This is a genomic window from Salmonella sp. SJTUF15591, assembly GCF_043356435.1.
In the GTDB taxonomy this organism is placed as follows: Bacteria; Pseudomonadota; Gammaproteobacteria; order Enterobacterales; family Enterobacteriaceae; genus Salmonella; species Salmonella enterica.
Genome location: NZ_JBEUJO010000002.1, coordinates 122,589 through 136,634 on the forward strand (window position 1 = coordinate 122,589; position 14,046 = coordinate 136,634).

The 14,046-nt window shown below is 56.4% G+C and carries 13 protein-coding genes; 4 read left to right on the top strand and 9 right to left on the bottom strand.

Annotated elements, in window-relative coordinates; genetic code table 11:
- The first annotated feature begins 70 nt into the window (after positions 1 to 70).
- Positions 71 to 844 carry a glucitol operon DNA-binding transcriptional repressor SrlR gene (gene srlR / locus ABVM99_RS04770; RefSeq protein WP_000804536.1) on the top strand — a complete coding sequence of 258 codons (774 nt, stop codon included), beginning with the start codon at positions 71 to 73 and terminating at the stop codon, positions 842 to 844.
- Positions 837 to 1,802: an arabinose-5-phosphate isomerase GutQ gene (gutQ, locus tag ABVM99_RS04775; protein ID WP_001278206.1), complete on the top strand. Its 966-nt coding sequence runs from the start codon at positions 837 to 839 to the stop codon at positions 1,800 to 1,802. The genes srlR and gutQ overlap by 8 nt, the downstream gene beginning before the upstream one ends.
- On the opposite strand, the gene norR is transcribed toward gutQ, so the two are convergent.
- Positions 1,799 to 3,319 (bottom strand): nitric oxide reductase transcriptional regulator NorR, encoded by a 1,521-nt coding sequence (norR, locus tag ABVM99_RS04780; protein ID WP_023195232.1) that lies wholly within the window; start codon positions 3,317 to 3,319, stop codon positions 1,799 to 1,801. The two genes, gutQ and norR, sit on opposite strands and share 4 nt — an antisense overlap.
- Before the next feature lie 184 nt (positions 3,320 to 3,503).
- Here norR and norV point away from each other — a divergent pair, with 184 nt between their 5' ends.
- Both norV and norW read left to right on the top strand, forming a co-directional pair.
- Positions 3,504 to 4,943 (top strand): anaerobic nitric oxide reductase flavorubredoxin, encoded by a 1,440-nt coding sequence (gene norV / locus ABVM99_RS04785; RefSeq protein WP_017441154.1) that lies wholly within the window; start codon positions 3,504 to 3,506, stop codon positions 4,941 to 4,943.
- Complete coding sequence (gene norW, locus ABVM99_RS04790) at positions 4,940 to 6,073, top strand: NADH:flavorubredoxin reductase NorW (protein ID WP_023195231.1); 1,134 nt, start codon at positions 4,940 to 4,942, stop codon at positions 6,071 to 6,073. The genes norV and norW overlap by 4 nt, the downstream gene beginning before the upstream one ends.
- 96 nt (positions 6,074 to 6,169) lie before the next feature.
- Here the strand turns inward: norW and hypF are convergent, their stop codons facing one another.
- The 8 genes from hypF to hycE all read right to left on the bottom strand — a co-directional run bounded on the left by hypF (position 6,170) and on the right by hycE (position 14,036).
- Positions 6,170 to 8,410, bottom strand: a complete 2,241-nt coding sequence (gene hypF / locus ABVM99_RS04795; protein WP_052938319.1) for a carbamoyltransferase HypF — start codon at positions 8,408 to 8,410, stop codon at positions 6,170 to 6,172.
- A gap of 145 nt (positions 8,411 to 8,555) precedes the next feature.
- The gene (gene hydN / locus ABVM99_RS04800) at positions 8,556 to 9,101 is read right to left on the bottom strand and encodes an electron transport protein HydN (RefSeq protein ID WP_001078791.1); all 546 of its coding nucleotides are present in this window, start codon (positions 9,099 to 9,101) and stop codon (positions 8,556 to 8,558) included.
- Between the two features lie 200 nt (positions 9,102 to 9,301).
- On the bottom strand, positions 9,302 to 10,111 hold the full coding sequence (locus tag ABVM99_RS04805; protein WP_023195229.1) for a hypothetical protein: 810 nt from the start codon (positions 10,109 to 10,111) through the stop codon (positions 9,302 to 9,304).
- Between the two features lie 26 nt (positions 10,112 to 10,137).
- Positions 10,138 to 10,608, bottom strand: a complete 471-nt coding sequence (hycI, locus tag ABVM99_RS04810) for a hydrogenase maturation peptidase HycI (RefSeq protein WP_023181870.1) — start codon at positions 10,606 to 10,608, stop codon at positions 10,138 to 10,140.
- Entirely contained in the window at positions 10,601 to 11,011 is a 411-nt protein-coding gene (locus ABVM99_RS04815; RefSeq protein WP_000003725.1) for a formate hydrogenlyase maturation HycH family protein, read from the bottom strand. Before ABVM99_RS04815 ends, hycI begins: the two co-directional genes overlap by 8 nt.
- The gene (hycG, locus tag ABVM99_RS04820) at positions 11,008 to 11,775 is read right to left on the bottom strand and encodes a formate hydrogenlyase subunit HycG (protein WP_000067419.1); all 768 of its coding nucleotides are present in this window, start codon (positions 11,773 to 11,775) and stop codon (positions 11,008 to 11,010) included. Before hycG ends, ABVM99_RS04815 begins: the two co-directional genes overlap by 4 nt.
- Positions 11,775 to 12,317, bottom strand: coding sequence for a formate hydrogenlyase subunit HycF (hycF, locus tag ABVM99_RS04825; protein WP_000493773.1), 543 nt, complete (start codon positions 12,315 to 12,317; stop codon positions 11,775 to 11,777). The genes hycG and hycF overlap by 1 nt, the downstream gene beginning before the upstream one ends.
- A 9-nt stretch (positions 12,318 to 12,326) precedes the next feature.
- The gene (hycE, locus tag ABVM99_RS04830) at positions 12,327 to 14,036 is read right to left on the bottom strand and encodes a formate hydrogenlyase subunit HycE (protein ID WP_058800545.1); all 1,710 of its coding nucleotides are present in this window, start codon (positions 14,034 to 14,036) and stop codon (positions 12,327 to 12,329) included.
- Between the last annotated feature and the right edge of the window lie 10 nt (positions 14,037 to 14,046).

A 14,046-nucleotide genomic window follows, 5' to 3' on the forward strand; every position in this document is an offset into this window, starting at 1 on the left:
GCGAGGAAAGCCAACGCACATGCAGCGTGAAGTATGACGGGTAAATACATAAGTCAGGGTAATCACGCCTATGAAACCTCGTCAGCGTCAGGCCGCGATTCTGGAGCACCTGCAAAAACAGGGAAAATGCTCGGTTGAAGAACTGGCCCAGTACTTTGACACGACAGGCACCACTATCCGTAAAGATCTGGTCATTCTGGAAAATGCCGGAACCGTCATCCGCACCTATGGCGGCGTGGTGTTGAATAAAGAAGAGTCCGATCCGCCTATTGATCACAAAACGCTTATCAACACCCACAAAAAAGCGCTGATAGCCGCAGCCGCTGTGAAATATATCCATGATGGCGATTCCATTATTCTGGACGCCGGAAGTACCGTGTTACAGATGGTGCCGTTGCTTTCGCGTTTTAGCAACATCACGGTGATGACCAACAGCCTCCATATTGTTAACGCGCTATCGGAACTGGACAACGAACAAACTATCCTGATGCCCGGCGGCACCTTCCGTAAAAAATCGGCGTCGTTTCACGGTCAACTGGCGGAAAACGCCTTTGAGCAATTCAGCTTTGATAAACTTTTCATGGGAACTGACGGTATTGACCTGAATGTCGGTGTGACCACGTTCAATGAGGTTTACACCGTCAGTAACGCAATGTGCAATGCAGCACGCGAGGTGATTCTGATGGCGGACTCCTCAAAATTTGGTCGTAAAAGCCCCAATGTGGTGTGCAGTCTGGAAACCGTCGACAAACTGATCACGGACGCGGGGATCGATCCGGCATTTCGTCAGGCGCTGGAAGCAAAAGGGATTGAAGTAATCATAACCGGAGAAAGCAATGAGTGATGCACTACTAAACGCGGGCCGTCAGACTTTAATGCTGGAGCTACAGGAAGCCAGCCGTCTGCCGGAGCGTCTGGGCGATGATTTTGTCCGCGCCGCCAATATCATTATTCACTGTGAAGGCAAAGTGATCGTTTCCGGTATTGGTAAATCAGGTCATATTGGTAAAAAAATCGCCGCGACGCTTGCCAGTACCGGTACTCCCGCTTTTTTTGTTCATCCGGCGGAAGCACTGCATGGCGATCTGGGGATGATTGAAAGCCGCGATGTGATGTTATTTATCTCCTATTCCGGCGGCGCAAAAGAACTCGACCTCATCATCCCGCGTCTGGAAGATAAATCCGTCGCGCTGCTGGCGATGACCGGTAAACCTCACTCTCCGCTGGGGCGAGCGGCAAAAGCCGTTCTGGATATTTCCGTCGAGCGTGAAGCCTGTCCGATGCATCTGGCGCCGACATCCAGTACCGTCAATACGCTGATGATGGGCGATGCGCTGGCGATGGCGGTCATGCAGGCGCGCGGTTTTAACGAAGAAGATTTCGCCCGTTCGCATCCGGCTGGCGCACTGGGCGCGCGTTTGCTCAATAATGTGCATCACCTGATGCGCCAGGGCGATGCAATACCGCAGGTGATGCTCGCCACCAGCGTGATGGATGCCATGCTGGAACTTAGCCGTACCGGGCTGGGGCTGGTGGCGGTTTGCGATGAGCAACATGTTGTGAAAGGCGTCTTTACCGACGGCGACCTGCGCCGCTGGCTGGTGGGCGGCGGCGCGCTCACCACGCCGGTAAGCGAAGCCATGACGCCCAACGGTATTACGCTCCAGGCGCAAAGCCGCGCCATTGACGCCAAAGAGCTCCTGATGAAGCGCAAAATTACCGCCGCGCCAGTGGTCGATGAAAACGGCAAACTCACCGGCGCCATTAACCTACAGGATTTCTACCAGGCGGGGATTATCTAATCCTTCAGTCCCAGACGCTTCGCCAGCCGGTGCAGGTTGGCGACGTCGGTTTCCAGCGCCCGCGCGCTGGCCGCCCAGTTATGATTATTTTGCGCCAGCGCCTGGCGAATCATCTCTCGCTGGAAGTTCTCCGTCGATTCGCGCAAATTGCGGCAAGTCGGCAGCGCCAGAAAGCTTTCCGCAGGCGGCGCGGGTAAAACATCCTCTGACAAGGCAAAATGCTGCGCCTCCAGTATCACCTCATCCCCTGCCCGGGTCGCTCTCGCCAGTACAACCGCACGGTGAATGGCATGTTCCAGCTCCCGGACGTTGCCCGGCCAGCCATAGCTGAGCAAATGGCGGCGCGCGCCGGGACTCAGCACCACGCGGGACAGCCCCAGCCGCAGCCGGCACTGCTCGCAAAAATAGCCCGCCAGCAGCACCACATCATCGCCGCGCTCGCGCAGCGGCGGCACAAAGAGCGGGAAAACGCTCAGGCGATGGAACAGATCGGCGCGAAAACGCCCCGCCAGCACCTCTTCACGCAGGTCACGGTTGGTCGCCGCCAACACCCGCACATCCACGCGCAGGCTACGATCGTCGCCGACGCGCTGAATATCGCCATACTGCAACACGCGAAGTAGCTTGGCCTGTAGCGCCAGCGACAGTTCGCCAATCTCATCCAGAAACAGCGTACCGTTGTCGGCCATTTCAAACTTACCGCTACGATTACTGATAGCCCCGGTAAAAGCCCCTTTTACATGACCAAACAACTCGCTCTCCGCCACGCTTTCCGGCAGCGCGGCGCAGTTGAGATAGACCAGCGGATTGACCGCTCTGGGGGAGCCCTGGTGAATAGCTTTCGCCACCAGCTCTTTACCGGTCCCCGTTTCACCGCCGATCAGCACGTTAAGATCGGAGCCCGCCACAATCTCGATCTCTTTTTTCAACTGCGTCATCGCCGGCGACAGGCCGATCATGTGCGGCTCTTTTATCGGTTCGAACACGCCTGACGACCCCGGCAGCATGTTCTGGCTTTCCAGTTGTTCAATTAACAGCGCATTACTCAATGCCCCGGCGGCCAGCGCGGCGACAAGCCGTAGCTCTTCATCGCTAAATACCTCGAACTGCTCCGGCGTCATAGCATCAAGGGTCAGCGCACCGATGAGGTTCTGTCCGGCAAACAGCGGCAGACCAACACAGGCGTGGACTTTCAGGCTTTCCTGTCCGGGAATTAACCCGTCATACGGATCGGGTAAATCGCTATCAGCCGGAAAACGCACCACGTCCCCCGCGCGGGCGATGGCTTCCAGGCGCGGATGCCCTTCCAGGGTAAAACGTCTGCCGAGAACGTCCTGCGCCAGGCCATCAATCGCCAGTGGAATAAATTGTCGTGATTCATAGCGCAGCAGCGCCGAGGCGTCGCACGCCAGCACCTGACGCAGCGTAGTAATCAGCCGCTGAAAACGATCCTGATGCCCAATGCCGCGTTGTAACTCAATGGCGATGCCCGCCAATACCTCCACGGAAAAACTCATGGTTACCTCATTGTCATTTTGACAACCTATAGTGTCATATTGACAGCATCATTTATAGTCTTTTTGACTATATCAAAAATGCAAATCATCATAAATATATATAAATCAATAATATAAAAAGTTGGCACACTACCTGCAATAAGCAAAACAACTTTTTGTAAACGTTGAATGAATTGAGGTGGTTATGTCTATTCTGGTTAAAAATAATATTCATTGGGTTGGCCAACGCGACTGGGAAGTACGTGATTTTCACGGCACTGAATACAAAACGCTGCGTGGCAGCAGCTATAACAGCTATCTCATTCGTGAAGAAAAGAATGTGCTGATCGATACCGTCGATCATAAGTTTAGCCGTGAGTTTGTGCAAAACCTGCGCAGTGAAATCGACCTCGCGGATATCGACTACATCATCATTAACCATGCCGAAGAAGACCATGCAGGCGCGCTGACCGAACTGATGGCGCAGATCCCGGACACGCCTATCTACTGTACCGCCAACGCCATTGACTCTATCAACGGCCATCACCATCACCCGGAATGGAATTTTAAGGTGGTGAAAACCGGCGATACGCTGGATATCGGCAACGGCAAGCAGTTGATCTTCGTGGAAACGCCGATGCTGCACTGGCCGGACAGCATGATGACCTATATGACCGGCGACGCGGTGTTATTCAGCAACGACGCCTTTGGTCAGCACTATTGCGACGAGCGCCTGTTCAATGATGAAGTGGACCAAACCGAACTGTTTGAACAATGCCAGCGCTACTACGCCAATATCCTGACGCCGTTCAGCCGTCTGGTAACGCCAAAAATTACCGAAATCCTCGGCTTCAACCTGCCGGTGGATATGATTGCCACCTCACACGGCGTGGTATGGCGCGACAACCCAACGCAAATCGTGGAACTGTATCTGAAATGGGCGGCAGATTATCAGGAAGATCGTATCACTATTTTCTACGATACCATGTCGAACAATACTCGCATGATGGCGGATGCCATCGCGCAGGGTATCAATGAAGTGGACCCGAACGTGGCGGTCAAAATCTTTAACGTCGCCCGCAGCGATAAAAATGAAATATTGACCAACGTCTTCCGTTCGAAAGGCGTTCTGGTCGGCACTTCTACCATGAACAACGTGATGATGCCGAAAATCGCTGGTCTGGTGGAAGAGATGACCGGCCTGCGCTTTCGCAACAAACGCGCCAGCGCCTTCGGTTCTCATGGCTGGAGCGGCGGCGCGGTGGATCGACTGTCCACGCGCTTACAGGATGCCGGTTTTGAAATGTCCCTGAGTCTGAAAGCGAAATGGCGTCCGGATCTGGATGCGCTGGAGTTGTGCCGTCAGCACGGTCGCGACATCGCGCGTCAGTGGGCGCTTGCTCCGCTGCCGGAAACCACACAGAAAACCGCGCCAGTCGAAGAAACCACAACCTGCGCCGCCGCAGACCTCGGCCCTAAAATGCAATGCAGCGTATGCCAGTGGATTTACGACCCTGCGCAGGGCGAGCCGTTGCAGGATGTCGCGCCGGGTACGCCGTGGAGCGACGTGCCGGATAACTTCCTGTGCCCGGAATGTTCATTAGGTAAAGACGTGTTCGACGTACTGGCGACGGAGGCAAAATGAGTCGGGGGATCATCATTATTGGGTCGGGCTTCGCCGCCCGCCAGCTCGTCAAAAATATCCGTAAACAAGATGCGCATGTGCCGTTAACTCTGATTGCGGCGGACAGCATGGATGAGTACAACAAGCCCGATCTCAGCCACGTTATCAGCCAGTCGCAGCGCGCCGATGATCTCACCCGCCAGTTAGCGGGGGAATTTGCTGAACAGTTTAATCTGCGACTGTTCCCGCATACCAGGGTTGCTGACATTGATGCCGATGCCCATGTGGTGAAAAGTCAGGATAAGCAGTGGCAGTACGACAAGCTGGTACTGGCGACCGGGGCGACAGCCTTTGTGCCGCCGATTGCAGGACGTGAGTTAATGCTTACTTTGAATAGCCAGCAGGAGTACCGAGCCTGTGAGACACAACTGCGCGACGCGCAGCGAGTGCTGATTGTCGGCGGCGGTCTCATTGGCAGTGAATTAGCAATGGATTTCTGCCGCGCCGGGAAAACGGTAACGCTGATGGATAACGCCGCCAGCCTTCTCGCCTCACTGATGCCACCGGAAGTGAGCAGTCGCTTACAGCATCACCTGACCGATATGGGGGTGCATCTGCTGCTGAAATCGCAGTTGCAAAAACTGGAGAAAACCGAAGCCGGTATCCGCGCTACGCTGGTAAGCCAGCATAGTATTGAGGTCGATGCGGTGATTGCCGCCAGCGGCTTACGCCCGGAAACCGCTCTGGCGCGCCGCGCCGGGGTAGTCGTCAACCGCGGCGTCTGCGTGGATAGCTATCTACAGACCAGTCACCCGGATATTTATGCGATCGGCGATTGCGCGGAAATCAATGGTCAGGTGCTGCCCTTCCTGCAACCGATCCAGTTAAGCGCGATGTACCTGGCGAAAAATCTGCTCGGCGGCAACGCGCCGCTGAAGCTACCGGCGATGCTGGTCAAAGTCAAAACGCCGGAACTGCCGCTGCATCTGGCGGGAGAAACTCAGCGCCGCGATTTAAGCTGGCAGATTACCGCAGAATCTGACGGTATGATTGCCAAAGGCATGAGTGGAGAAGGCCAGCTACGCGCCTTTGTGGTGAGTGAAGACCGCATGAAAGAGGCCTTTGCACTGCTGAAAACGTTGTCCGTATAAGCCTGTGATGCCGGATGGCGCCGCTTCGCGTCTTATCCGGCCTACGAGTGAGCATCTGTTTACAGGCCGAATAAGGCGCAGCCGCCATCCGGTGCCCTACACTTCCCTTAATGCTCGCGCTGCGGCAATCACGCCCTGTCCAAACGACAGCCCGCCGTCGCCCGCCGGTAACCGCTGCGGAAATAACAATTTAAAATCAGAAAGATAAAAGGCAAGACGCGCGCGCAGTAAGCGGTTGTGTATCACCCCGCCGCTGAAGACCAGAGTGGTTATCCCCCGCGCCGTAGCCTGCTGGCGCATTAGCGTGGCAAACCCGCACGCCAGCGCATCATGAAAAGCCCAGGCGCGTTGCGCGGGCGTGGCCTGCCAGTTCAACCATTGCCGCCAGAAAACAGCGACGTCCAGTTGAGCGCCGTTAAGCGGCATCGTTACCGGATGCTCAACGTTAGCGCATTGAGAGGCCAGCGCCTCCAGCGCGCAGGCGGCCTCGCCCTCATAGCTAAGCGATGCTGGCGCGCAGCAAAGCGCGGCGGCCACCGCGTCAAACAACCGCCCGCAGGAAGAGGCCAACGGGGCATTGACGCCGCGCTCAATGGCGCGCGCCAGGACACTCCAGTTTTGCTGTTGCAGCCCCGCTGTCTCCGGGTAATCCTGCCAGTCCGGCACAAAGCGCAGGCACTGCGCCAACAGATTACGCCACGGCTGTTTGGCAGCCAGATCGCCTCCCGGCAGCGCCACGGCGGGTAAACCGCCTAAATGTTCGCACTCGCGATAATTGACCCGCAAACATTCTCCGCCCCATAGCGCGCCATTCTCACCCATGCCGATACCGTCTACCGTCAGGGCAATCACCTCTCCGCCGTCCAGCGGCCAACCATGCTCGGCCAGGCAAGCCGCCGCATGGGCATGATGGTGTAACACCGTCTCTGTCGGCAGACGCATCTCACTGGCCCACTGACTGGAAACATAGCCCGGATGCGCATCACAGACGATACGCTCTGGCGTAAAATCGTAGATTGACTGGATCAGACGCAATGCCTCGCGCCACTGCGCCTGGATACCGTCATCGCTGAGATCGCCCAAATGTTGGCTGACAACCGCCTGTTCGCCGCGTACCAGACAGAACGTGTTTTTCAGATCCGCGCCCAGACAAAGTATCGGCGGCACATCGCGAAATCCGGGCGGCAACGCAATCGCGTCCGGCACGTATCCCCGCGAACGACGCAGCATTTCGCCGCTGTCGCGCACGACAGAGTCGTCCATGCGCTGTACAATGTCGCGATTGTGCAACAGAAAACCATCGGCAATATCGTGTAAATCGTCCAGCGCCTGTTCGTTGGTGATGGCGGGCGGTTTGCCGCTCAGGTTGCCGGATGTCATCACCAGCGGGTAATTGAGCGCCTGCAACAAGAGATGTTGCAATGGATTGGCTGGCAGCATCACGCCCACTTCCGTAAGTCCTGGCGCGATGCCCTCACTCAGCGAAGGTACATACTGCTTATCCACCAGTACAATCGGGGCCGCTGGCGTGGTCAGCAGCGAACGCGCCGCGCTCGGCAGCGTTTGCGCCGTGGGCAACATCACCGCCAATGGTTTCGCCGGGCGATGTTTACGCGCCCGCAGCATCGCCACTGCGTTATCGTTGCGCGCGTCGCAGGCCAGATGAAAACCACCCAGCCCTTTAACGGCAATAATGCCTCCGGCGTTCAGTTGGGCGACCGCCGCCTGCAAAGCCGCCTCTTTTTCCGCTCGTTCATGTTGGCTCCGCCACTCAAGATGCGGCCCGCATGACGGACAGGCAACGGGCTGGGCATGAAAACGGCGATCGTACGGATCGCGGTATTCGCTGTCGCATTCCGGACACAAGGGAAACGCCGCCATCACCGTAAATGGCCGGTCATAGGGCATAGCGCGAATAATGGTGAAGCGTGGTCCGCAGTGGGTGCAATTGATGAAAGGATAACGGTAGCGCCGCTCGCCTGGGGTATTCATCTCGGCAAGACATGCCGGGCAGGTCGCCGCATCCGGCACGATTTGCGTGTTCATCGAACCGCCTGCGCTCTGACGAATGGTGAAATCCGTCGGTGCGCGCTCCCATACCAACGACGCGTGTTCAACGCTGTCAATGCGCGCCAGCGGCGGGCAATCCTGATAGAGCGCGGCAATAAATTGCGACGGATCTTCCAGCAGCCGAACGACGACGCCGTCGCCGTCATTACACACGTCGCCGTGTAATCGCAACTGCTGCGCCAGCTGCCAGACAAAAGGACGAAAACCGACGCCCTGTACTTTGCCCCGAATGCGTAGCTGTACGCCGGAAGGTGTGTCTATCGCCATCTTATTTTCCCGCCATCATCGACCCCGGATGCCTGATGGCGCGACGCTTATCAGGCCTACAACCGCACGGACCGTAGACCGGATAAGGCATTGATGCCGCCATCCGGCAATGCTTTGTGGCGTATTCTACGCGCAATCGCAGAAATCAGAAAAGCAGCGATGCCGTTGAATCCAGCGCCGCACGACGGCGTTTTTCCGCGCTCAGCTGTTCGAGCTTATTGCGGTCCACGCAGATGAGGGCGTGCGTTGGGCAAGCGGCCATACAGGCCGGACCGGCTTCACGGTGGTGACACAGATCGCACTTGTTGGCTTCGGCTTTTTCGGCACGCACGTTCAGCCCCGCGCCGCTATTGCGAACCACCGGACGTACCACCACTTCCATGGCGCCGTAAGGACATGCCACTACGCAAGTTTTACAGCCAATGCAGCGTTCCTGCATCACATGAACAAAACCTTTGTCACGGCTGATGGCGCCATTCGGGCAAACGTTGGCGCACGGCGCGTCTTCACACTGGCGACACAGCGTTGCCGTGGAAACATTCACGCCTTTGATGACATGGATACGAGGTAAAAAGGTTTCAGGGGTCAGCGATGCGCAATCCTGATTTTCCTGATGGGATACGACGCAAGCCACTTCACAGGTACGGCAACCAATGCACTTACTCGCGTCTGCAATGATGAAACGGTTCATCAAATTCTCCAGCAATAACAGATGATGTGCCGATATATACACGAATCGTGCCAATTTTTATTTCATTGTTATTTAAGAATATTATTTCTATTTTCGTGAGCATTTACGTGTCATCGTCACAAGTGTCGATGACACGTAATGTCGCCAGTGGTGGTCAAAATTTGCAGTGATAGCCAGCCAACGCTGCACCGCAACTGGCATCAATCCTGATTAACGCCTGGCAATACGTTACCGCGTATTAAACAGCGCTGCGTAAGGGAAAGATCGTCCGTTTGCGGATTCCTTCCGGCAATAGGTTTGATAATTAATTTACGGCCAGGATAGTGATTAAAACGGGTCAGCGCCGGATAACTCAACCGGCCAAACCAGCCGTGTACGCGCTGCCAGCGGGCGTCCTTCACCTGATATAAATTGGTTATCCAGTAGCCTGAGTCAAACTGCATATCCAACAGTTGCGTGCGCCCATTGCCCTGTAAATCAAGCAAATCATCGACGCCAGTATCGCTGGCGGTATAAAACCCCCACGGTTCAAAGACGCAGGGGCGGCCATTCTTGAGAAAGGTGAAAATGATGTATTGCGCGCTCGGCGCCAGGCCCAACCCAGGATTGCCCAACCAGATAACCAGATCCTGAATGCCGTTACGATCGAGGTCAGCGCGATAAAATTGCGCATTACCCGCCAAATTAATCAGCATTCCCACCGGGACAACCCACGAATTACCGGCTCTGTCTTTTCCGCTAATCCGCCATTCGTTATCTTTTTTCGGCTCCGGCAGTAGCGTCACGCCACTGACTCCGACCTGGCGAAAATGCCAGGTCTGGTCGGGCGATACAGAATAAGGCAGGGTCAACAGCGGCTTCAGCGCACGCTTTTGCGCATATTCACCGTCGCTCATCGGCAGGTAACCGACAAAACCGGTGGCCAGTGCGCGCGCGGCGATGCAGAAAAATAGCAGTCCGCTCCATACGATAATCTTCACGTCCTTCTTACCGCCTTTGCCGTGTAACACAAATTCTCCCTAAATATGTGCGCATTTTACGCCTCCGGCGCTTCCAGCGCGGCAAATCCGCCGTTTCCCTGCCAGCCTTCCAGGCGCTGATAGACGATGTTTACCGCGTCCTTAATCGGTTGAGTCATCGGATAATAAAACCCGACGATATCCGGCTGAATACCAACAAAAATCACCTCGCCGACATCCTCTTTCAGCTGATCGACCAAGTAGTTGAGCGGCATATTGTGGGTGGTCATCATAAACATTTCGGCGATATCATCCGGATCGATAATGCGGATCTCGCCCGGATTAAGCCCCATGTCGGTGGCGTCGACAATCAACAGACGCTGCGGGCGCAGTTCGCGAATCGCCACAATGTCGTTTTCCGGCGCGCTGCCGCCATCAATCACCACCCAATTACCCTTCGGCTGCGCCGCGCACATTTCCGCCAGTAACGGGCCTGCGCCGTCGTCGCCCATCATGCTGTTGCCGACACAGAGTAAAACGTCAGTCACGAAGCCTCCTCACCATCAGGTAGATGGCGCTTTCCTGATGAATGTCATGCAGCATACTGAGCATCAGTTTGCTCCATTCTTGCTGCTGCGGGGTCTGCGCGGCGCGCGCCTCATCAAACGCGCGCGCCAGCATTTGCACATGGTTGAAATCGATGACGATCTCGCCATACTTCGGCACGCCTTCCATTTTACGCCGGGCATCGCTACCGGCTTCCAGGGTGGCGATCCACGCCAGATACTCATCCCATGGGCAGGTGAGCGCGGCCTCCAGACAATCGATAACCCCCAGGTGGTGACCAATCGCCAGGCTGTAATAGACAACCTGCTGCGCCTCGGCAGGCGTCGCATCGTTCTCATCAATAAACTTACGGCTCAGTTGACTGAACACCACCTGTTCGCTCATCGGATACGCGCCTCTTCAACAACATGATTGAGATGGGTGACAATTTCGGTTAAACGCGGATCGTTTTCCGCTTCCAGCCAACGCGCCACTTGCTGCTCGCCCTGCCCCAACTGTGTCAGGTAATCATCGGCGATCTGACGACCATAGCGATAACCCGCCAGCCGGCGCGCCGCGCGATCCACCTTCACGCGCAGCGGCTGCACCATATCCGGATGCAGGATCTCTGCGGGCTGATCGTCCAGCTCACCCGGCGCGCGGGCGTGGATTTTCTGCTCCAGCAGGCCAAGCGCCATCGCAAAGCCATACAGCGTGGCGGCAGGCGTTGGCGGGCAGCCTGGAATATACACATCCACCGGGACGATTTTGTCGGTACCGCCCCACACGCAGTACAGATCGTGGAAAATACCGCCGCTGTTGCCGCAGGCGCCGTAAGAGATACAGATTTTTGGGTCCGGCGCCGACTGCCAGGCGCGCAGTGCCGGAGAGCGCATGGCGCGGGTCACCGCGCCGGTAAACAGCAGAATATCGGCATGACGCGGCGACGGTACCACTTTGATGCCGAAACGCTCGGCATCAAACAGCGGCGACAGCGTCGCAAAGATTTCGATTTCACAGCCGTTACAGCCGCCGCAGTCCACGCGGTAAACGTATGCCGAACGCTTAATATTTTTCAGTAGAGACGCCTTCATGCTGGCGATGGATTCATCCACCGTCATCGGTACCGGAATGCCGTTGGCGTCACGCGGGCCTAATAAATTGCTCATTAGCTGACCTCTTTCATATGGCGAGTCAGTTCAATACGGTCGGACGGCACCAGGCATTTCTGACGCTTACAGTCCGGGCAGGTCTCAAAGCTTTCGCGGTGGTTTTCCGCGCGGCTGTCGCCGTTGTGCGCAAGCAGCGCAATGGCGTAGTCGATCTCTTTCTGTACGGCGAAAGGACGATTACACACGCGGCAGTTGCACAGCGCAAAGCGGGACTGTTGCAGGAAGTCTTCTTTCTTCCACACTGCCAGTTCGTACTCTTGCGACAGTTTGATCGCCGCCGTCGGGCAAACTTCTTCGCAGCGACCGCAGAAGATGCAGCGGCCAAGATTGAACTGCCACGCCAGCTCATTGGTCGCAAGTAAGGTTTCCACCGTCAGCGCGTTCGACGGGCAGGCATTAACGCAGGCGGCGCAGCCGATGCACTGCTGCGGATTATGTTCCGGCTTGCCGCGGAAGTTTTTATCAACCGCAATCGGCTCCAGCGGATAAGACGAGGTCGCCGTGCCGGTTTTGATAACTTTTTTGATAAAGGTAAACATGGCGATTCCTTATTTCAGCGGCGAGTTTTTACGCTCAATGCTGTAGCGCTCAAGTTCTTTGTACGGCACGACTTTGCTCTTCTTCTTACGCACATCGACCACGGTCATCCGGTCGGTACAGGAGTAGCACGGGTCGAGGCTGCCGATAATCAGCGGCGCGTCGGAGACGGTGTTGCCGCGCAGCATATAGCGCAGCGTCGGCCAGTTGGCGTAGGTCGCCGCACGACAGCGCCAGCGGTAAAGCTTTTGGTTGTCGCCGGTCATGCTCCAGTGGATATCATCGCCACGCGGCGCTTCGGCAAAGCCGAGCGCAAAACGGTGCGGAATATAGGTAAAGCCTTCCACCATCAGCGGGCCGCCCGGCAGATTATCCAGACCGAAATCGATCATATTCAGCGAGGTGTAAACTTCGTTGATACGGACTTTCAGACGAGAAATCACATCGCAGCCCTGCTCGCTGTGCACTTCCATCGGCAGCAGGCCATAGCCCACAAACGGGTGGTCGGCTCGGGTGTCGCGGGCGTGACCGCTGGCGCGCACCATCGGGCCGACATTACTGAAGTCGCGGGCAATTTCCGGGTCCAGACGGCCGATACCCACGGTACGCTGTTCCATATTCGGCGTGCTCAGCAGCATGTCCGCCAGCTCCTGCACGTCACGACGCATCTGCTGCGCCAGTTGACGGGTCTGGATCATGTCCTCTTTGAGCAGATCGCGGCGAATCCCGCCGATCAGGTTCAGACCGTAAGTTTTGCGCGCCCCGGTAAGGATCTCCGCCATCTTCATGGAGGTTTCACGCACGCGGAAGAACTGCATAAAGCCGGAGTCAAAGCCGGTAAAGTGGCAGGCGAGGCCTAGGTTCAGCAGGTGCGAGTGCAGGCGTTCCACTTCCAGCAGAATGGCGCGGATCATCTGCGCACGCTCCGGCACCTGAATGCCCATCGCGTTTTCCACGGAAGTGGTGTAGGCAGTGCTGTGCGCGAAACCGCAGATACCACACACGCGATCCGACAGGAAGGTGACTTCGTTATAACCCATGCGGGTTTCCGCCAGTTTTTCCATACCACGGTGGACGTAGAACAGGCGGTAGTCGGCGTCGATAATGTTTTCGCCATCGACGAACAGACGGAAGTGTCCCGGCTCATCGGAAGTAACATGCAGCGGGCCAATCGGCACCACGTTATTTTTCTTGTCACCCAGCTCGTTAATGAACTCGTAGGTTTCCGCATCGGTGGTCGGCGCCGGGCGCTGACGATAATCCATACTGTCTTTACGCAGCGGATAGAGTTCATCCGGCCAGTCGTCTGGCAGCACCAGACGGCGTTCATCCGGCAAACCGACCGGGATTAAACCGTACATGTCGCGTACTTCGCGCTCACCCCACACGGCAGCCGGCACGCGCGGCGTAACGGATGGGAATTCCAGCTTATGGGCATCCACTTCAACGCGGACGGTAATCCAGCACTTCGTGCCCTGCTCCATCGACAGCACGTAATAAACGGCATAGTGGCCGCACAACTGGCGTTCGTCATTACCGAACAGCACCGACAGCCACCCACCCTGCTGGTAGTAAAGAAACTCCACCACTTCCGGCAGATAGTTCACTTTTACCGTAATAGTCAGCTGATCTTTGGTCTGCCAGGCTTCGTCCAGCACGACGCCCGGAAACGCCTGGTGCAGCGCCGCAAGGTATTGTTGACCTAATTTTTCTTCAGACATGCTCAAACTC